The organism is Actinoplanes sp. DH11 (assembly GCF_020873875.1).
In the GTDB taxonomy this organism is placed as follows: domain Bacteria; phylum Actinomycetota; class Actinomycetes; order Mycobacteriales; family Micromonosporaceae; genus Actinoplanes.
Genome location: NZ_JAHWGU010000030.1, coordinates 1 through 19,761, shown reverse-complemented (window position 1 = coordinate 19,761; position 19,761 = coordinate 1). Strand labels below are relative to the sequence as shown.

Sequence of the window (19,761 nt, the reverse complement as noted above, 5' to 3'; positions counted from 1 at the left end):
CCGTACACGCGTACGTGCAGAAATACGTGTCACGCCACGGCTGGCGCATCGATGCCTAGACATGCAAAAGGCCAGCTAAGCTGGCCTTTTGTCAAGTCGGGCTGACAGGATTTGAACCTGCGACCCCTTGACCCCCAGGCCGTTGGAGTCGGCGTTTGCGCACGTCAAACGCGATACGGAGCGTTCGGTGGCATGTCACGTGTGCAGGTCCGCGCAGCTGCGTGCATACCGTGCGGTCCCCACGTGGTCCCCACCGCAAACCGCAACAGCCGTGAACTTTGCGCGCCAAGGTCAAGTCTCGGTATGAGACCGGAGCAATTTGCCCGCGAGCCCGCCGGGAACAGTCGGCCACCCTTCATGGACATCCGGCGTCGCATCTGCCTTCCCGTGCAGGGCTGTGCACCAGTGGCCTCGGTGCGCGGTCCCAGCTTGATCCCAGCGCCGTCTACGCCCAACTATCTATTGAAGATCGGCTGCAACTCCCTGACGAGAACTTCTTTAGCGCTCGAAGGGTCGTCCGTTCTACCCCACCGGACCGTACACCGGCTCAGCCACTCCGCAATGTCAGCCGCAGGGGCGTCGCGCTCGGGAGTGTCGAGCAACCGCCCGACTCGGTCGTGCAAGACGGACGACCGACGTGGGCCATAGATGTGCTGTCGAAGTCGCGCCCGCAGATCTCCTGTATGACCCACAAAAACCACCACGTCACCTTCAAGCACCACGTGCACACCTGGGGATTTGGGGGCGGTAGCGGTTCCGTGCGTCGTATATGGGTAAGGGGCAGAGAAATTGGCTAGCGGTACTTCAGGGTCAATTGGATCTATCCGCGGGAAATCGTCATCCACATCCTTCGAAACTCTGTCGATCTCCTTGTATGTCCCCGCCTCCAATTTTGCGCCGAGGAAGTGGACAGCGCCCTGCAGAAAGTCTTTCGGAGTCAATATCAAGAGGTCCGCGTTTGCCCGCGCACGCATCTCGTCATGAAGCGCGGGCCATGGCCGAACCGGCTGACCCTTCTCATTCTTCTCATACCAGTCCTCCTTAGTATCGCGCGAGACGAACAGGATTCGGCGGGGTTCCGGCAGAGTCATCGCGTGCTGCAGCATCTCCTCCCAGAGAAGGTAATCACCCGCCCTCGCTAGGTCGGTACTCTTGCCCTGATCTGCGTAGCCAGGCGGGATTCGATTTGGATAGCGGTAATTCACGGCATGGTGGACCAGCCGCTGCAATTCGCTCGCGGCAGGCGGATCCCCAATATTTGTCCCAAATAAAGTCGCTATCTCAATCAGTAGCGGCTCATTTGCTGCCGCGACATGGCGTGGTGTCAAGTTTTCCGCGGTCCGCAGCCTTGTGAGATGGCTAGAAAGCTTGTCCCGCCACGGCTTTAGCACCGAATTTATGGCGGCTTCGTCGAGTTCTTTGCCTAGGATGTCAGCAGCCGCATCGTCGTGCGCCATATCCCGAAGAAGGTTCGACATCTCGTTTCGCGCATCTGCAATCGCTCGTACTGCCGATTGAAATTGGTCGTCGACGATACCTCTTACTGCGCTCAGCCGCTTCAATCTGCCCTCGACGGCTTTCGGCCTATTGCGAGCAAACTCCAACGCTACCTGATGAGGTAGCCACAACCGTCTGCCGCGAGCAATCAGCCGAAGGGCAGCAAGCACCTGGCTACGTGGCTCCTGAGTGTAGCGATACAGATCTAAAAGCACATTTGCGTCAAGGACTACCAAGCCCTTCACAAAGAATGGCTTGTACAACCCGTTGTCTATCGACTCCTGCCGCGATGTGAGCCAGGATTGATAGCGGGTGAGCAATAGGGGTTGTTTCGCCGCCTGACTCAATGTTCGCTCCCTAGTGCATCAAGGTCATGGCTAACAATTAGTGCCACTTATTCCGTACACGTCGCCAACGGTGTCATGAGCCGACAGCCTGACGTACTGAGGCCCAGATTAAGGACAGCCATAGTTTACCTAGAGGTAGCCATCGGCTCCAGACGATAAATCCGGGTGCGCCACCAGCAGATTTGCTGCGCCTCGCCCCGCAAGAGTCGAGGCCGAGGTGCGCGCGCGCCCTGTGTGGCAGGCAATCGCCCTGCCCACGACCCCCATCGACATCCGCTTCGGCACCAAACGAGAAGTCGGCCGATGTATGACTCTCGGCGCTAGATCACCGTCTCCCCGTGCCGCCGTCACTTCCGCCGCCTTTGCGAGCCGCACGGCACACTGCCGGCCACCCTGCACCGCGCGTGCCGTCACGAACTCATGACTGCACGCCGCCTCGGGTCGATCACGGCAACGGCGCCCGGAGCGACACCCGTTACGAAAGTTCCCATGTCTAAGGCGCAAGCGGCGTCAAGACCCCCTGTGGCCGGTGGGTCCCGTCAGCCGCGGCCAGCCGTCAATGCCACACACGACGGCGCCCCAAGTCCGCTGAGCACGGCGTCCCATATGCTGTACCGGCGGACTACCGCCTACACAAGCGAGGTAAAGCGTGCCGACCGTACCCTTTACGACGACATTGGATCCCGTCCTCTACTTTCAGGGGCTTGCCAGGCAGGAACTAGACTTTCACGCAGCACTGGGAGAATTAGTAGACAATGCATTCTCTGCTCGTGAGGAAAAGTTCGGCACGCTTCTGAACACCACCATCGAGATAAATATTGTCCAGTTGGACGAAGGTTCAGTACGCGTGACAATCGCGGACCCAGGTATCGGCATCCCCTACAAAGACATAACCGAACGAGTCTTCAATCTTGGGGGCCAGGGCGCGAGTCGCGGTCAACTGAACGAACATGGCTTTGGTCTTAAGAACGCTCTCGCCTTGTTGACGGGCGGCAATGCTACAACTTTCGAGCTCCTTACTCGGTCGGCGGTGGACGCGCACCTCGGGCCCGACCAATTTTTACGAGTTAACGGTCCGCTGTCTACGACGATGAACGTCGAGGACTCGGCAACCCGGAACGATTGGGAAAAGGGACTGACCGTGCTGGGCTCCGCCGCTACCGGGACCAAGATTTCGGTAGTGGTTCCATGGAAATACTTTCGGACGATCTATCGTCGTGGAACGCCGGGCCTTGATGTGCTCGTTACTCGGCTCGGCGAGCACCTCGGAGTGATGCACCGGTACTTCCTCAAGGAGAACAAGATAAGGATCTCTTATCAGGGGCTTGGCGGAGACACGATTCACAGAGTCGTCCAGCCCATTGAAATCCCATTCGAAGGTGAAGAAAAGACAATAACACGGGATATTGTTGTGAACGGGAAAGTTCATAAGTTCGTTTACCGCAGGGGAACGCTAGACTACTCCGTCAAAGACCCTGAGGCGGAGGAGGAGAAGGGTTGGCCATACCCTCTTCGATCTTACTATCAAGGTTCCAATGCGCGATGTGGGGTCGACTTCGTGGTGCGCGACCGCGTAATCAAGACCAGCGTTTTTGAGGAAATCTGGCCCGAGATCGCGAAGACCGTTGACTTCAACCGCTTTATCGGTGAACTTCGAGTCGGGAATGACTTCCGTACAACGAACAACAAGACGGGCCTTGATCCTCACGCCGATAACTGGGAACAGCTACTGAAGGCCCTTGGGGATGTAGAGTTCCGCCCTGAGAAGGCGACTCGTAGCGATTCAGAGAAGTCGCTACGCGATCGATTGGTTCATATCCTTAAGGGGACATTTCCTGCGGCAAGTGTCGTACATGAGCGAAAGGTCTGGGCCGGATCGGTAGCGATCGACATCTTTGTTGATGACGGAGAGACTAACCGTCGAGTATATGAGTTGAAGGTAACCAGTGGACGTGTCCTGGACTTGTACCAACTGCTTGCCGGCTGGGACGGTCTCGTCCGAGAAGGTATTCAGCCCACCGTAGGAATTCTAGTGGTGAAGGAGTATTCACAAACGCTCCTTGATGCCACCACAGAAGCGAACACCAGGAAGGATGCGAAAGGAGTCCCATACAACATTGAACTTCGAACGATCGATGCGCTCGTTCCTTCACTGTAGGCGGTGTTTACTTAGTTCTCCAACGGCACTGCGTGATTTGCCACGCGGCGAGTCGTTGGCGCTAAAGGGATCGGCGGACGTTGCCGGTGACGTGGTGGTCACGTCACCGACCGGCCGGTGGATGGGCGGAGGGCGTGTGGGCCGGCCGCTTTGGCGCTCACCTCGCTATCGTGACCGTCGACAGCGATGGCCCGCCTCGAGGCCACTGAACGCGCCGACGACACCCGGGCGGTGAGCCTCTTGCCGAGCGCTGCCTACTAGCGATATCCGGCAACGACAGCACAGACCGCCGCGGTCACAAGGACCGGTAACGTGTGCCCGCACCCTGCGCCGACTCGGCGACGCTAGAAGGCGTCGCCGCTCAGCCAGTCATCTGGCAAACCGAAGAGATCCTTTATCGGCTGTGCAACGGAAATGGTTGGCTCTGGAGTTTCGACTGAGACAGGTGCCAACCATCGCGGCTGCAGGGGGATGCTTACCCCAGCCTCAAGGGTGCTCCACAGGCAAGGCTGGACCTTGGCGACGGACCACGGCTTTAGGTTGCATGCGGTGATCACTAGGGGGGCGTGCCCGCGCCGCCAACCTTTTCGGGTCAGCCAGTGCCCATCCTGGTAAAGGTCGCTCGGGTGTTTGGACGCTTGCCGAGGGCATGCAGCGGAGAGACCATATAGAGTTTGTTGGATCTCGTAGTCCCTCGTGGGATACTCGGTGTTTGCCATGACTGCGACAACAAGGGGCGCGTCGAGTTTTCCGTATCGGTTTGCCTTTTGATCGACAGCCCGGGTGAGCGGAGTCACGTTGTCTACCCCCACTGCTCGTCCCATGCCAAACATGCAAACGAGCCGACCGCCTTTGCCGAACGCTTCGGGCCGCAGCGGCACTGCTGTGAACTCCAGGCGCCAGCCATCCGCCTCGAATGGGTAGCGTGGAAGGGCATGATGGCCAGGGTCCGCGGTATATTCGGCAGCGACAGCGTGGGGGTCAAGGGACGCAAGCCATTGCTGCAGCTGACTGCGGAGCTTGGTGGTGGCCAGCGGCCGCGAGCCGATCGAGTCATAGGTGAAGCGGATGACGAACTTGTCTGCTGCCAGTCCCTCCAACACGGTATGAACGTCGTTCAAACGCCGCCTTTCAGCAAGCGAGCCCGATGCGACATTCGCCCGTACTGCTTCCAGATAAAAGCGGCTTTCATCCTTGTCTAATAGAAAGTCCGGATGCTTCGAGGAGCCCGGTACGTTCGGGTGGACCGTAACGCGATAGCCGGCGCGGCGGTACGCTTCGTGTAGGTAGAGTTCCCAGAAAGCCGACTCAAAAGCGTGATCGTCTAGGGTCTGCATACTTCTGATCAGCGACTTGCGTTCCGAGGTGGGATACTGGCTCACCCATTCCGTGAGCAGCCGGCGAACTTCGGCAAAGTGTGGCCTGGCCGAACGGTTGAGGAAGCTGTACTTGGCCTCGTTCGGTTTCGCCGGCGTATGATCTTTACGAATGAAGTCGTCGAAAATCGGCATGTCAACTCCCATCAGCAACACACTAATTATCGGACACCCGAAGCCCGCTTGGCGAGTCGGTTTCCGTCCTGGGCCACGCCAGTCCGCGGCTGAGTGACACGGCCACTGCAACCCTGTCACTCACGTTTTCCCATCTCAACCGCTTAGAGTGACAGGAGTGACAGCAGTGACGGGCGTGACAAGCTAACTATTACAAGGACATAGCTGCGGCGATGTCTTCCATTGAGGTGACGACCGCGTCCGCCGCAGAGAACGCATCGACCTTCCACGCCCTGTTGGCGTAGCCGACTACATGCACGCCCGCTGTCCTAGCTGCCTCAATGTCGGTAAGCGAGTCACCGATCAGAGTGCAATTCCGCAGTTCATCACCTAGTGGTCCGGCACCATCCGATCGTCACTGCCAGTAATCATCCAGGTGATGCTGCCAACCATCTCTGACGCTTCGAACGCCCTCGGCGTTACACGCCGGGCTGCGGTGGGTTCTCGATTCTGGGCGCGTCAACGTGAACCGAGTACGGATGCACGTTCGCCTCAGCGTTCGCCTACTGCTCGAACCACGACTCGACCCGCATCTCGCCGGTACCGAAGTATGAGGTGAAGTCCTCGTCATCCTCGAAGCCGTCGAGGTCACGCCGATACAGCCACTCGTGATCGAGATCCTCATAGGCGGCGTCGTCGAACCCGTTGTAGATCTCGTCCAGGACGATGTCATTGTCGAGGAGGTCATGGCCGTCCAACAGGACCTTGGCGTTCTCGACCACCACATGCAAGGCGAGCGCCTCCGCGATGCAGGACGGCGGCGCCCACCCGTCGGCGGTGAGCCGTCCCGTGATCGTGACGGCGGCAATCAGGAACTGGCGGGCGAAGCGGCCGTTGTAGTGCTGGGCGAAGCGTTCCGGCAGGTCGTCGAGAACCATGAAGACATCGTCGGTGTCAGCGATCGAGGCTTTGCTCTTCGCGAGCGTCGCGATGTCTTGGAACAGTTCGTCGATGACGAGAGTGCAGGCGAAGATCAGCGCCCCGGCGGCGAGTCTGGCGGTGTCCTCGTCGTCTCCGAGGCCGAAGACGTCCGAGTCGAAGGCTCGTAGCTGACTGGCGTGATCGATGACGTACTTCCGCCAGTCGATCTCCGCATCGACACCGGCCATCGCGATGGGCGGCTGGCTCTGCTCGGCGAGCCACCGTGCACGTTCGGCAGGATCGGCGGGTGGAACGTCGGGGCCGTCGGCGGCCTGCAAGCCGGCGTCAACGAACTGCTGGTTGAAGCCGACCTCGCACGTGTCGACCAGCCAGTCGGTGAGGTGCTCGCTGTGTTCCAGGAGCTGCTGCATCGCGTCACGCGCTGCCGCCTCAGCGATGACAAGCGAGTCGGCATCAAGAACCAGCAGCACGAGCGCGCCTTCGGGGTGGGCGCCGATCCAGTAGCGGACGACGACAACCTCATCGTCGCCGTCCTCGTTGTGGGCGCCCTCGAGCTGGTCGAGGAGGCGATCGAGTAGTGAGGCGACCCCCTCGACCTGGAGGGGGTCGAGCAGGGTTGTGGCCGGCGGCGCGTTCAGCGTGATGGAGGCTCCGGATTCCACTGTCGCAGCATACGAGCGGCGGCGCCCGCGGTCGTTCATGCAGGCGGAGGACATGTGGGTGCCTGCCGGCGCCGCGAGGGACGGCTTTGGGTGCGACCGGGCCCGGAACCACGAAAGGTGTCGGGTCCGGCCCACATCCGCTTGCCATGAGCGCTCAGCAAGCGCTAACGTTCATGAGTACTCGATGAGCGCTCACTGGAGGACGGATGTCATCGAAGCACCCCATCAACCCCGTCCGCGAGCGTCGGGTAGAACTCGACCTCACCCAACAGGAAGCGGCGAGACGCGCCGAAGTCTCGGTCGCGACCTGGCGCCGCCTAGAAACCGCGACCAAACTGGATGGGTTCAAACCCGACAACGTGCGTGGCTTCGCCCGAGCACTGAGGCTCAGCCTGTCCGAGTTCCACCAGCTGATGGGAGCAACCGAGCCGCCCACCACCGAAGCCGACACTGATGACTTCGCCACGTTCTTCAACGCTGCGTTCACCGGCGATCCCCTCTCCGCCGCCGACGCGGTGGCGCTGCACGGCACAGTGGCGTTCTCCGATTTCGCCCCGATGAAGAGCGGCGAATTCCACGTAGAACACGCCCTCGGTTGCGGCTTCCCCGCCTTCCTCAAAGGCGAGGCATCGATCAGGGAGGTCCACCTTCTGCGGGATCTACCCGACTTCGTGTTGACCCAGGTGAACAACCACTGGCTGGTCCGCATGGGCGAACGCATCATGTGGGTCGGCAAAGAACTCGGTGAGGGCCGGATCCCCCGTCCACTCAGCCTCGCTGACGAGTTCGCCCTGTCCATCGTCATCATGAACACCGACCCGCCCAGCATCGGTGACGTGTTCGACATGCATCCGGGCCTCAACGGCCGCGAAGACGCCGACTACTGGGACGAGGAAGACGCGGGAGAACTCATCGAGGACTGGCGCAACGACATGATGGGTGCGCTGCTACCCCCGGACGAAGCACACGACTACCGACGCCACGACCTTGTCGTCATCGAGGCCCACCGCCAAGGCATCTACGACACCACCGACCCGCGCCATCCCCTGCGATGGTTCGACCGCGACGACCTGCGGGAGCGGTGCGAGAGGGACCTCGCCTACGTGCGGCTGCCCGAAGACCAGCAGCAGGAGATGGCGGCAAAGGCGATGGAACGCGTCAGCGCCGCCATGGGCCTGTCGAAGCCTCCCGTAATCGAGCAGTGATCGCGGCTCCGTACCGGCTCGGCCGGCCCGCGCTGCCATCCACCAGTGCGGCACGCCCGGGACATCGGCAGCTCCCATTCGCCGGCCCAAAGGCCGGCGCGAACTACGGCACACCCCGTGCCAGCCGTTGGCGCGGCAGAAACGTTCGTCTCCACCGCGCCCGCGGCCGCACTGTTCAGACCTTCTCGCCGATGCCCATCTGCGTCTGCAGTTCCAGCGCCCGCTCGGCCGCCGCGCTGGCGCCGTAGCGGCGTGGCATGTCTTCGGAGGCCCAGCCGAGCAGCAGCATCAGGTCGCCGGTGTTGCCGCCTTTCTTGTGCCATTCGTGGGCGAAGTTGTGCCGCCACCGCTGGGCGTGTGTGTTGGTGACGCCGGCTGCGGCGCCGCGGCGTTTCAGCATGATTTTGATGCCGTTCGGGGCGAGCGGTTTGGTGCCGCGTTCGGACAGCCACAGCTCGGGGACGGCGTCGGCGCCTTTGCGTTTGGCGCGGGCGCGGAGATAGCGGGCCAGGGCGCGGGAGGTCTTCGGGTCGAAACGCACTCGGCGGTCTTTGGCGCCTTTGCTGCGCAGGCGTACCGACTCGGTGTTCATGTCCAGATCGGTCAGTGCGAGGTTGCCGATCTCGGAGAGGCGGGCGCCAGTGTTGTAGTACAGCCGGATTAGGGCCTCGTCGCGCAGGGCCATGAACGTTTTGCCTTTGGTGGAGTCGAGCAGCTTCTTGGTGTCGTCGTCGCCCATGATGGGGACGAGTTTCTGCGGGATGATCGGCTGTTTCACCCGTGCCATCGGTGACTTGTCGATCTCTTCTTCTTCGAGCAGGTACTTGAAGAACTGTTGGAGACCTTTGTGTTTGTTCAGTGCTGTCGCCGGTGAACGCGTTTGGATCATCCAGGCTTGGAAGGATTCGCAGTGTGCTTTGGTGACGAGGGTGGGGTCCTGGGCGGCGTCGTCGGCGTCTGGGTCCGGTGATTCCTCGCCGAGGTATCTGGCCAGTTGGGCGGCGGCGAGGAGGTAGTTGTAGCGGGTTGTCTCCGGGTGATTCCCGGCCCGGAGGGTGCGGTCCCAGTCTTTCAGGAAGCCGGCCCAGTCGCCTTTTTCGAGGCCTTCGCAGAGTCGGTCGAGGTTGAGGAGGGGCATCTCAGGCACCTGTCGAGTCAAGGGGTCTACAAGCGGCGTGCTCGACCCGGCTGACGTCGCCAGACACGAAAAAGGGGCTCCCGCAAGTCGCTGGCCTGTGGAAACCCCTTCGTTGTCGGGCTGACAGGATTTGAACCTGCGACCCCTTGACTCGCACCAGCCCTCTCAGCTTGACTGGCGTTTTCCAAAATACCTTCTCCGCGATCACACACTCCTGAGGCAAGCTCGGCCACTGAGGGCAAATCGTCTCTAGTTCCAGCTGGCATCTCAGTTCGAATTTCCACTCATGGAAGGATCGTCCCCCGGCTCGGGCAGAGGGGTGGTAAGCCAGTGCACCAATTCTCTGACGCGCCTGGAGGAGTTCATCTGATCACGGCTCATCGTCACTAGCCGCACGTTGGCAGGAAGTGATTTGGGTAAGGTATCCCGGCGGGCAACCGCGACGACGACGCGGCTGTTCGGCTCCTTGAGTAACGGTCTAATGGTCTTGGCGAGGTCCGTCAGTGAGCGTACGCTTTCTTTGAAGATGATGTAGACCGTGTCGTACGTCTCGTCGATGGACATTTTTAGATCCCATCCGACGTCGGCATGGCCCGCTGCTTGGGTGAGGGCTGCGTTCGGGAACGCATTTCGCAGTGCATTGCCAACTACTCCGAGCGCCCAAAGTTCCCACCCCGCCGCCTCCAGTGCCGGGCCGGCAGCCTGCGGGGCGATAGCTGCTAGCTCGGATACTCGCCTGATCTCGTCGGGCTTCTGCTCCGGGGGTGCCTCCTCGACCGTCCGCTCCACGTACTGAGCAACGGCTTCCCAGGCTGCCTCGTTTTCACCCATGCGCAGTCTGTTCGGCAGACGGCCGCTCATGGCAACGAAGGTCAAGATGAGGCCGACTAGGAGGAGGGCAACAGGCCCAGCCTCGACCTCCGTGAGGAAGACAGCAGCGCCGCCGGCTCCCATCGTGCCTATCCCTAGGACGCCTGCTGCCCATCGCCACCTGTGGTCTACGGCTACCAATGGCGCCGGTGGCCTCGGGGACGGCTCCGGAGAGTCTCCACTTTCGACTGTCACCAGCCGACTGTAGAGGCGAGTGACTGACCCGCCAACGGACGACTGAGCCGGAGAGACCCGTTGCGATCCTGCACTGGTGGGCGTCACCTCACCGGTCCAGCTACCGGATTCGCTGCGTTGCAGCTTGAGCTAGCCTCGGACGCTGCCTCGACCGCGCGGTAAGTGGTTGAGACGCGCGCCCGACCCTCGCCACCTCCGGCACGCGCCGGGTTTCCGCGCTGCCCGCGGCGAGGTGACCCATCTCGCCGAAGTGTCCGTCGAGTACTACACCCCGTTCAAGCGCGGCAACATCCGCGGCGCGCCGGATGCCGACCGCTAAAAGTCACCTAAGATCGATTCAGTTTTGGCGGTTCGAACCGATTCGAGGACAGCTTGACCTACGGGTAACCGGTCGAGCGTTGGCTTCAAGAGCCAGCCAAGCAAGGCTTCGACGGCCCAGAACGATGACGGGCAGGTATCTAGGGCGAGCTCGAACGCAACGGAGATGTCCGCATCGGCAAGCGCCGCGATGAGCGGGGCCGGGTCGGTTGCTTCGGCGTTGAGGGGGATCGCGATCTCAGCCCTACCGTCCTTGACGGTTTCGAATGTCGCCTTGCCGGTTCTCCGTAGGGCGTGGCGCAGTGTGTCGAGCAGGGATGCGGCGAGGCCGGTGCTGGCAGCTAGGTCTCCGAGGTAGCTCGCCATCTCCAGGTTCGCGGCGGCCCAGCGCCGGTCACTTGTGGTCTGGTAGACGTTCAGCCACGCGACCACAGCCCGGTCCTCGGCGTCCGACAGACCAACGGTCTCGTTAACGAGGCGGATGCTCGTCAACGGCCCGTTGTCGTTAGTCAACGCGGCCATGCGGAGCAGAACGGTGGATGCCGCCGCCCGGCTAACCATGCTTGCGGACGCTACAGAAGCGAGGCGTTCGAAGACGGCTGCTCGGTGTCCGACTCGCGCGAGGGCGAGGATTGCTCGTGCCGCCTGGTCGAGTCCTAGCACCGGGGGCCGATCGAGCACGGTGAACAGCCGGTTCATGAGTGCGCGTTCGAAGTTGGGTCGCGAGACCGCGAGGTTGTCCTCGAGGAGGTCCGCCGCCAGCAGCGGGGCGGTGGGATATCGATATCCCAGGCGTCCGGGCTCGTTGTCGAGGTCACGCAGCAGCTGGACCAGCGAACGTTCGAAACGCTCCGATCGCAGTAGGTTCCCGGCGGCACGCAGCCAGGTGTTGCGCCAGTGTGGGTTGTGCGCAAGCAGGCGAAGCCGGCCAAGTACCGCACCGTCCTCGCCTTCGGTGATCGCGTGGGCCGCCATGAGCTCTTGCAGGCTGCGGATCTCGAACCCGATACCTTTGTCGCGTGGCACGAGCAGGACCAGACGCTTGGTGGCTGCGTCAACGAGGTCCTGAGCGATGCTGTGGGCCTCCTCCGCTCGGTAGCCGCTTTCTAGCAGTTGCCGGGCGGCGAGTTCTCGCAGCTCAGAGGGCTTCATGGCGGCTTCGGCGCCTTGGGCGGCTTCGGACTCTGTCTGCAGGACGAGGCCGACTTCCTCGTGGAGTCGGTCGATGCGGGCGCGGTTCTCGTTGAGGAACCGAGCAATTGGGATCTCCTTGGCGACCTCCCGGTCGCAGACGGTGCGGTAGTACAGGTCGAACAGGGCGAACCGGTCCGGTGGGAGGTTCGGGTACTTCTCCACGATGAGCGACATGATGGTGACCTGCAGCGGGGTCTCCATGAGGCGGGCAGAGGCGGGGTCTCGTGAGGCTTCCCGCATGCGGTCGGCGACCTTGGAACGCATCTCCGGGTCGTTGGCGAACCGCAGGTTGGTGATGCGTTCGGAGAAGGCTGCTGCTTCGGCTGCGGGCAGACGCTGCAGGTGCAGGTGCAGGTAGCGGTCCGGTGGAAAGCGCTCGTCGTAGCCGGTAGGTCGGGTGGTGATGACGACGAGCAGATCGGCGTCCACGTCTTCCGCGGTGGTGAGCAGGTCTTCGATCTGCTCGTAGAGCAGGCGTCGGGCGGCGACTGAGGGACCTCGTCGAGTCCGTCGAGGATGAGTGCCCACGGCCATACGGTCAGCCAGCTGCGTAGTTGTGAGGGTTGGATGTTCTGTTCGGTCCGCTTTTGGACCACTTGAGAGATCCACCGCAGCAAGGTCGTCTCGCTGCCGGTGCTCAGTTCCTCGGCGTATTTGGCCAGATCGACCCGGACAGGCCAGCGGTGGTTCTTTGGAACGGCAATGGCTAGCCGCTCGAGGACGGCGGTGGTGCCCTCGCACGATTTCACGTGCCCGTGGGGCGGGGTCCGCGTCGGCGAGCATGGCGGTCCGGTAAGCCTGGGCGATCAACTGGCTCAGGGTCGACTTGCCCTGACCCGGGCCGCCGACGACGACCACGTTCGGGCGGGCAATGCGGTCGGGTTGCCGCTGCCGCAAGTTCGTGTCCCCCAGCTCGAGGATGTGGCGCACGGCCCGCGATGACGCGACCGTATCTTCATCGATCTGGGCGGGAAGATCGATCGCGATGTCGTCTAGCCAAAGCGTGGCGTCTCCGGGTCCGCCTGCCTGGCTCAGCCGGATGTGCCGGTCGAGTCGCAGCGAGCGCAGCATTTCCTCGCGTAGTGGGTCTCGCATGTCCATGCCGCCCAGCGGAACGGTTTCCGATCCCAGCATCGCCAGGACGTCGCCGACGGTGAGTAGGCCCGGATACGCCCATCGGACATCTTGGTGGGCGTCGATCATCGACCGAACCTGTTCGGCATGCCAGATCATGAAGCCCCTCACCCGCAGGCCGGCCTTGAGGGTGGATTTGTCGGTGAGCTTCTTGCGGACGAAGTCGGTCAGCGTGTCGATGCCGCCGGACTTGGCGACTGCGCTCAGGTCGACGTTCGTGACGAAGATCAGATAGTCGGGAGCCCGGGTACGTGTGTGCTCATTCGCGGCGTCGACCCAGTGGCCGATCTCCCGGCTGATCTCGTTCTGCAGCCAGACCGCATTATCGTGGGGCTGCGCTTTCGGCTTGACCTGGAATTTGGACTGGATGATCGTGTACCCGATCCAGGTTGTGTCGCCGCCAACGGAGGTGGATGACCAGTTGATCGTTCCGTCGAAAGTAGCTTCTCGGCCGCCATCTGGCCCGTCCCCGAAGACCTGGACGCCAGGCCCTAGCTCAAGACGGCCCAGCGCGACGATTATTTGCTCGAAAGCGCGCGACCCAAGTCGGTTCAGGTCATAGTCCGGCATCCACTCGCCCTTCGAAACTCACCGCCAACCGCCCGAGTGACGAAGCTCAGCGGAGCGGCTCATTCTAGGCGCAACCGATCTCGGCAGCCGGGAACGACGTCCTCCGTCACTCCCTCGATCGCGCGGCGACCGCGACGTGACGCCGGTACCAGCACCGCCTCACCGTGTCGCCGACCCGCCGGAATCGGTCCCGGTGCAGAGTTGGACGAACAGAGCCCTCCGCCGTAATATGACGAGCACGGGGGCTTCTGCGCCGCCGGTTTCTCCTGTCGCATGTCGGCCACGCACGGCGAAGTGACACAGAGGGACAAGGCGATCGTCACGCAGATTCCTCCACCGTGCTGTATCCAATCCGGTGGTCGCGTGGGATCCGCCGAGATTGTGGGCAAGCACCATGAGCCGTGACTACATGGCCAAGAGAGTGGCAAAACTCAAGGGAATCAGCTATGCCAGGGCATTGCATCTCCTGCGTCCAGCCGGTGCCGATGAGTGGGAACCCACGCAGGACGACCTCCTCAATGAGGCAATCCAGGCAGCGTGCGAGGAGCTGACCGGTAGAAGGGCTGGCACCCAGGGCTTCGACTTCGGGGAGATCGGCAAGCCCGACTTCTGGGTTGAAGACGTAACGATCGACTTGGCTGAACCTGATCTTGACTCGGTAGTTACTGACGGCTCGGGCGGCTCAGACGAGTGGCTCTACGTCAGTGTTCGATTCAGCTTCGTCGGTTATGTGCCCAAGAGCGACGTGCACAACTGCAGCGCCAAGGTCGTCGAGTTCGACTGGAACGATCACTACTCGCGGGTAGCGTTCACTTCCGATCAAGCATGGACCTTGCGCTGGAACTGCCACATCATCCCTCTCGAGCCATACGTGCAGCCGGAACTTACTTTCGACTGTGTGCTGGAACCAGCAATCGAGCTCCCCTTCAGCGGCTGAGCAAGGCGGTGCCCGCTGTCGCGTCGGGGACGTGAGAGCGGGCACCTTCCACTCCGATTGGCCAGTCGGCGGCGAGCAGGTCCAGTGCGTGCCACCGCTGGTCCGCGGCAGTCGTTGCGCACATCGCGACCGTAGTGACGATTAGCGGCCGCCAGTTGCCGGAAGCCGACTCGTTCGAAGAGGCGTGCGCGTTAGACATGGACACACCCCGACCTGGCCTGACTAGTCTCCGGGGGCTACGCCGCCAGCCAGTTCGGCTCGCGCTCTGGCGCGCGGTTCAGCCGTCCAATGCCCGCCGGATCCGATGGTCGACACGATGGTTGGTGGCAAGCTGCGTGAAGTGCGGGCGGCTTTCCGGGTTGCGGCGCAGCGCTTCGGCGACGACGGAGGCCGCGTGTCCGGACAGTCCCGCCATCCACGCGCTGATGTCGGACTGCACTGCCCAGCGGTCCCACAAGTCCAGGTAGAAGATGCTGTCGGCGGTATCTTCGAGCAGATCCCACTCGCTGCATGTCTCGGCATGACGGGCGACGATCAGGAGCCAGGTGATGAGCTGGTCGACGTCGCCGTACTCCAGCGTCACCCCGTTGCCGCTGTCCAACTTGAGTACGCCGCGCACAATCTCCCGCATCGCCGACGGGTTCGCGGCGACGGCCGCCTGGGTTTGGTCGTGGCCGAGCTGGACGAGGACGTTCAGGTACAGCTCGTAGTGACCGGCGTGCTGTACGGCGAGATCTACCAGTTGTCCGGTGCCGGTTGGGTCACCGGAACGGATCGCGGCGAGAAGCCGTTCCCCGTGGTTGGTGGGGTCCTCGGCGGGCTCGTCCAGTTCTCGCGCTATCAGGGCGATTAGTTCGTCGAAGGTGGCGGGCCGGCGGGCGGGGTCGGAGTGGGTCGCGGCTTTGGCGATGGTGCGCCAGGGCCCGCTGTGGGGAAGCAGGGGGACATTGGCTTGAGGCATCCGGTGTAGCTTCGCCCAGCCGACGATCTGTCCGATGCTGTAGATGTCGGTTGGGGGCCGACGAGGTGCGCGTTGATGGACAGCTCGGGGGCGGCGAATCCCTCGGTTCCGAATGCGCCGCCGACTCGGGTGCGGCGTGGATCGGTGGTCTGGCCTCGGGGGCGGCGTCCGAGGCCCAGTCGGCTACCGCCCATCGGTCGCCGAGGCGAAGGATGTTGTCCGGTTTGAGGTCGCGGTGGATCCATCCGTCCTGGTGCGGTTCCCGCAGGGCGTGGCAGATTGACGTGACGAGTTCGCGGAGGGCTTCGTCGTTGTGGAACGCGTCGGGGAGGCTGCCGGCGGTGTCCTGCGCGAGCGGCATGACGAACCATTCGCCGGTCGAACCGAAGTCCAGGACGGGTACGACGTTGGGGTGGTTGCCGTAGCGGCGAGCGGCGTCGACCTCGCGCCGCATCCGGGCGAGGTCGTCGTTGTTTCGGGTCTGCAGCCGTTTCAGAGGGCGGTCCGGGAGGTTATGTCCGTTCCGGGTTGAGGGTGAATAGGCCGGGTTGACTCTCGGTCAGGATTTGCCGGTTGACCAGGCGTTTCAGCTTGACTCGGACACCTTCGGTGTCTTTGGGCTCGGTGCCGAGGCCGAGTACGCGGCACACGTCTTTGGCACGCAGGCCACCGCGGTCGGGGGTGAACGCTGCGAGGGTCTGTTGGTAGGGCTCGCTGATGACGGCCGGCTCGGATGCGGTCACTTCGTTTTCGAGGATCTTGGTCAGCGTCTGGCGGGTGGTGGCCAGGTCGGCCAGCTCCGCATCGATGGCGGCCACGGCGGCGGCGAGCTTGGCCTGCTGCTGGAGTAACTCGTCGCGGGCAGCCGACGCGGCCCCCTCACGGGCGGCGATCAGGTCGAGAACGGTAGTGGTGTTCACGCCGGGTCACCGCCAGGACGGTGTGCTGGTGCCGGTCAGCCGGCGCACGAGGTTGGCCGCCGAGGCCCACAGCGTGCGCGACACCGACGACTCCGGACGGCTCTCGTACTCACGCACGAGGCGCCGGTGCAGCACCAATGTGCCGTTGACCTGCTCGACCACCCACCGTTTCGCGATCGGCACGAACCCGGGCTTGGTGTCGGATCGTTTGACCACCTCGACGTCGACACCGAGCACAGCACCGTGGATGCCCAGGTCGTGCTTGAACCCGGCGTCCACCCACGCCCGGGTGACGGTCGGGGTGTGCTCGACGACCTTGTCGAGCAGGCGGACACCGATCACGGTAGTGGTGACCGACGCCGCGGTCACCACTACCGCGATGATCAGCCCCAGAGCGTCGACGGCCAGCCCCCGTTTACGGCCTGGCACCTTCTTCCCGGCGTCCTTGCCGGTCGTGGCGGCCGGGACGTGGTTCGCGGCACGGACCGACTGGGTGTCCAAGATGATCGCGGACGGATCTTCCCGGCGGCCGGCTTTCTCCCTTGCCTGGCAACGCAGCAGATCGTGAATGGCCTGGTCAGTGCCGTCGTCACGCCACAACGCGAAGTAGTAGTACGTCGCGGACTTCGGTGGCAGGTCATGTGGCAGATAAGCCCACTGACAGCCGGTCCGGTTCTGATAGAAGATCGAGTTCAGGATCTCCCGCAACGAGTAGCGGCCCTGATGCCCCGATACCGACGGATGCTTTGCCTTCCACGCGTCCAGGAACGGGCCCACCACCGCCCACTGCTCATCGGTGAGGTCGCTGGGATACGCCTTCCGCTCGCCCATGACCTGCACAACCAGCACGCCACCGATCAGACATCGGCGCAGCTCAAAGGTCACGACATCGAGCGATGACGAACTGCGGAAAGCTCACAACCGCCCTCTCAGAGGGTTTCACGCGGGACTGGCGCTGCTGGCACCGTGTCGGCGGTCCCGTGAGCGTTGAGCTCCGTGAGGCAGTGCTTCCCAAAGTCGGTGATCCACCAGGTCGGGTGGCCCCACATGACGTTTTCGGCGAAAGCGTCGGAGATGACGCCTAGGCGCGCGCAGCGGGCAAGCAGAGCATCGACCGCGAGAGTGAGGCCGTCATCGGCGTCGGCCAGTTGGTGCCTCGTCCATCTGCGTGGTGAGCCATAGTCCGTGGGCTGGTCCATCAGCAGCAGGAGGCGCAGGTCAGCGGATTCCAGCTCGGCGAGTGCGGCGAGTACGAGGACTTGGGTGTCTACGCGGGCCGGGTCGTCGGCCAGGAGGCCGGCGGCGAGGGCCCGTCCGAGGGCCTCAATCTTGGCCTCGGTGGCGGCTTCAGCCGCAGCGGTGAGGGCGCGGGTGGTCATCTCGAGCAGACGGTCGTCGGACAGGGCGGTTTGCACGACCCTGTCGGGAGTCCAGCCGGCGCTCGCGGCGGTGACGTCGATGGCACGCTGGGCGCGGGCGGCGCGGCGTGCGCTGGCCGCTCGGGCGAAGTAGGCGAGTTCCTCGAAGGTGGGCTGTGTGGCGGCGGAGATCAGTGTTGCCATTGCTGTCCCGCCGGGCCCTAGCAGCAATGTCAGTAGCGCGTTCATCCCGGCGCCGGCCAGGACGGCGACGGTCTTGTCGATGACGGCGCCGTCATCGTGTCCGGCGGGGTCAGTCATCGGTGCCGCCGGGGCGGGAGAGCTGCGGCGAGGACGTCAAGGCCCTCGCCGTGCAAGTCGATGGTGAAGCTGCCGGTGGCTGGTGGCCCGTCGGCGTTGGTGGCGGTCGCGGTCCAGGTTGCGGTGACCGGTTCGGTGCGGGTCGTGGGGATGAGCAGGCACACGTTGTCGGCGAGCACCTGGCGCTGCTGGGGCCGTAGGGCCACGGGTGCGAAGGCCAGGGTGAAGCTACCGCCGTTGGTGATCGTGAAAGGCGGCGGCAGCTGCGGGCGGGAGGCCACGAACGTGCTGGCTTGCCAATTAGGGACGGCAATTTTCATCGCGGGATTGTCACGGGGTCCCCAGGCGCGTGGTCGTTTCGGCAGCTGGGCGAACAGGTCGAAGCCCTTGGCGTCGGTGTCGGTCTCGGCGGCCTCGGCAATGCCGGCAACGTGCAGCTCGACCAGGACGTCCTGGTAGTTGCGAGTCGAGTTGTTCCTGAGAACGAAGCTTGCCGATGTCAGCACGTGTACGGCGGCACGGCGCACGATGGCCGGCCACTTCGAGCGGATAGCGTCAAGGTAGGCGTCCACCTCAGCTTCGTACTGCTTCTCGCTGCGGTCCTCGGCGATCTTGCCACTCAACCCGCTGAGCCCGAGACCGTAGACGCCCCTGCCATCCTGGGCGATGATCTTGGAGATCAAGGTGTCCACCGGCGCCGAGCGGGTCCGCTGCTCTCGGACCGCCATCAGCGGCTTCATCATCTCCTGCTTCTGCATGACCAGGAAACGCTCAAGATGTTCTGGTCGCCAGCCGTAACGCGACAGCGGACGGGCGCTTTCGACGCTGACCGTGACGTCGAAGGTGTCCGGGATTCGGGCGGCCCTGCGGTCGCCCAGCCGGGCGATGTCGAGATGGTTTGCGCGCGTCGACTGGGCCAGCTTGCGGACGAACACCGCCCCGTCGGGGACGCCCGGCGCTTCCTTGTGGAAGCAGTGGATGGGGTCGCCCCACTGCGGAGCGGCGACCTCGATGATCAACACGGTACGGCCTTGGAACCGGGTCCAGTGCGGACTCCAGACCGGGCCGTCGGCGCCGACGTAGGGGGTGATCAGCTTGTCCAGGTCGGCGTTGTCGACTGGCTTCACGCCGTGCACGGTGCCGGGTTCGATACCAATCAGCAGGATACCGATGCCTCCGACGCGGGCGGCGGCCTTGTCCGGCTCCCGGTTGGCCATCGCGATGATCGCCTTGGCTACGACCGTAGCCATCTGTTCCTTGGAGCGCAGGTCAAGCGTGGACTTCCACTCCAGCCATGTCTGTTCGTCGTTGTCGTCGGCATTCACGACGGCGTGAAGCACAGCGTCCCATTCACTGATCCGACGCGGCTGCTTCGTGACGTCCATGTCGAGCATGGGTGCACGCTAACGGCTCCCTCTGTCAGCGCTTTCTGAAATCTGACCCTCTGCGGGTTCGGGAAAGTTGACCCCACGGACCTGCGGTTATGAGCGGTTGGCGCGTGTTTCTCTGGCGAGGAGTTCTCGCCGGTGACGGGTTCGGTAGGA

15 protein-coding genes and 1 pseudogene are annotated in these 19,761 nt (G+C 63.2%); 3 read left to right on the top strand and 13 right to left on the bottom strand.

What is annotated here, in order from left to right:
* Nucleotides 1-455: 455 nt before the first annotated feature.
* Nucleotides 456-1,844 (bottom strand): PIN-like domain-containing protein, encoded by a 1,389-nt coding sequence (locus LPA41_RS32975; protein WP_229075031.1) that lies wholly within the window; start codon nt 1,842-1,844, stop codon nt 456-458.
* A gap of 649 nt (nt 1,845-2,493) precedes the next feature.
* Here LPA41_RS32975 and LPA41_RS32970 point away from each other — a divergent pair.
* Nucleotides 2,494-4,002 (top strand): ATP-binding protein, encoded by a 1,509-nt coding sequence (locus LPA41_RS32970; protein WP_229075030.1) that lies wholly within the window; start codon nt 2,494-2,496, stop codon nt 4,000-4,002.
* A gap of 344 nt (nt 4,003-4,346) precedes the next feature.
* Here LPA41_RS32970 and LPA41_RS32965 read toward each other — a convergent pair whose 3' ends face one another.
* The 3 genes from LPA41_RS32965 to LPA41_RS32955 form a co-directional block, all read right to left on the bottom strand.
* Entirely contained in the window at nt 4,347-5,513 is a 1,167-nt protein-coding gene (locus LPA41_RS32965) for a hypothetical protein (RefSeq protein WP_229075029.1), read from the bottom strand.
* Between the two features lie 190 nt (nt 5,514-5,703).
* Entirely contained in the window at nt 5,704-5,874 is a 171-nt protein-coding gene (locus LPA41_RS32960) for an HAD hydrolase-like protein (RefSeq protein ID WP_255690909.1), read from the bottom strand.
* 181 nt (nt 5,875-6,055) lie between these two features.
* The gene (locus LPA41_RS32955) at nt 6,056-7,096 is read right to left on the bottom strand and encodes a hypothetical protein (protein ID WP_229075028.1); all 1,041 of its coding nucleotides are present in this window, start codon (nt 7,094-7,096) and stop codon (nt 6,056-6,058) included.
* A 206-nt stretch (nt 7,097-7,302) separates the two neighbouring features.
* Here LPA41_RS32955 and LPA41_RS32950 point away from each other — a divergent pair, with 206 nt between their 5' ends.
* On the top strand, nt 7,303-8,301 hold the full coding sequence (locus LPA41_RS32950; protein WP_229075027.1) for a helix-turn-helix transcriptional regulator: 999 nt from the start codon (nt 7,303-7,305) through the stop codon (nt 8,299-8,301).
* Between the two features lie 175 nt (nt 8,302-8,476).
* Here LPA41_RS32950 and LPA41_RS32945 read toward each other — a convergent pair whose 3' ends face one another.
* The 3 genes from LPA41_RS32945 to LPA41_RS32935 form a co-directional block, all read right to left on the bottom strand.
* Complete coding sequence (locus LPA41_RS32945) at nt 8,477-9,439, bottom strand: tyrosine-type recombinase/integrase (RefSeq protein ID WP_229075026.1); 963 nt, start codon at nt 9,437-9,439, stop codon at nt 8,477-8,479.
* A gap of 267 nt (nt 9,440-9,706) precedes the next feature.
* Nucleotides 9,707-10,300 carry a hypothetical protein gene (locus LPA41_RS32940; RefSeq protein WP_229075025.1) on the bottom strand — a complete coding sequence of 198 codons (594 nt, stop codon included), beginning with the start codon at nt 10,298-10,300 and terminating at the stop codon, nt 9,707-9,709.
* Between the two features lie 519 nt (nt 10,301-10,819).
* Nucleotides 10,820-13,720, bottom strand: a complete 2,901-nt coding sequence (locus tag LPA41_RS32935) for an NACHT domain-containing NTPase (RefSeq protein WP_229075024.1) — start codon at nt 13,718-13,720, stop codon at nt 10,820-10,822.
* Nucleotides 13,721-14,114: 394 nt separating this feature from the next.
* On the opposite strand from LPA41_RS32935, the gene LPA41_RS32930 reads away from it, so the two are divergent.
* Nucleotides 14,115-14,657, top strand: coding sequence for a hypothetical protein (locus tag LPA41_RS32930; protein ID WP_229075023.1), 543 nt, complete (start codon nt 14,115-14,117; stop codon nt 14,655-14,657).
* Between the two features lie 277 nt (nt 14,658-14,934).
* Here the strand turns inward: LPA41_RS32930 and LPA41_RS32925 are convergent, their stop codons facing one another.
* The 6 genes and pseudogenes from LPA41_RS32925 to LPA41_RS32905 all read right to left on the bottom strand — a co-directional run bounded on the left by LPA41_RS32925 (nt 14,935) and on the right by LPA41_RS32905 (nt 19,611).
* Nucleotides 14,935-15,618: a hypothetical protein gene (locus LPA41_RS32925; protein ID WP_229075022.1), complete on the bottom strand. Its 684-nt coding sequence runs from the start codon at nt 15,616-15,618 to the stop codon at nt 14,935-14,937.
* Nucleotides 15,619-15,838: 220 nt separating this feature from the next.
* Nucleotides 15,839-16,105, bottom strand: a pseudogene (locus LPA41_RS43385) (serine/threonine protein kinase); the annotation flags it as partial.
* Nucleotides 16,106-16,130: 25 nt separating this feature from the next.
* Nucleotides 16,131-16,538: a hypothetical protein gene (locus LPA41_RS32920; protein ID WP_229075021.1), complete on the bottom strand. Its 408-nt coding sequence runs from the start codon at nt 16,536-16,538 to the stop codon at nt 16,131-16,133.
* A 6-nt stretch (nt 16,539-16,544) separates the two neighbouring features.
* Nucleotides 16,545-17,369 (bottom strand): IS5 family transposase, encoded by an 825-nt coding sequence (locus LPA41_RS32915; RefSeq protein ID WP_255690907.1) that lies wholly within the window; start codon nt 17,367-17,369, stop codon nt 16,545-16,547.
* A gap of 98 nt (nt 17,370-17,467) precedes the next feature.
* Nucleotides 17,468-18,217 (bottom strand): hypothetical protein, encoded by a 750-nt coding sequence (locus LPA41_RS32910; RefSeq protein WP_229075019.1) that lies wholly within the window; start codon nt 18,215-18,217, stop codon nt 17,468-17,470.
* Nucleotides 18,214-19,611 (bottom strand): RNA-binding domain-containing protein, encoded by a 1,398-nt coding sequence (locus LPA41_RS32905; RefSeq protein WP_229075018.1) that lies wholly within the window; start codon nt 19,609-19,611, stop codon nt 18,214-18,216. The genes LPA41_RS32910 and LPA41_RS32905 overlap by 4 nt, the downstream gene beginning before the upstream one ends.
* Nucleotides 19,612-19,761: the final 150 nt, after the last annotated feature.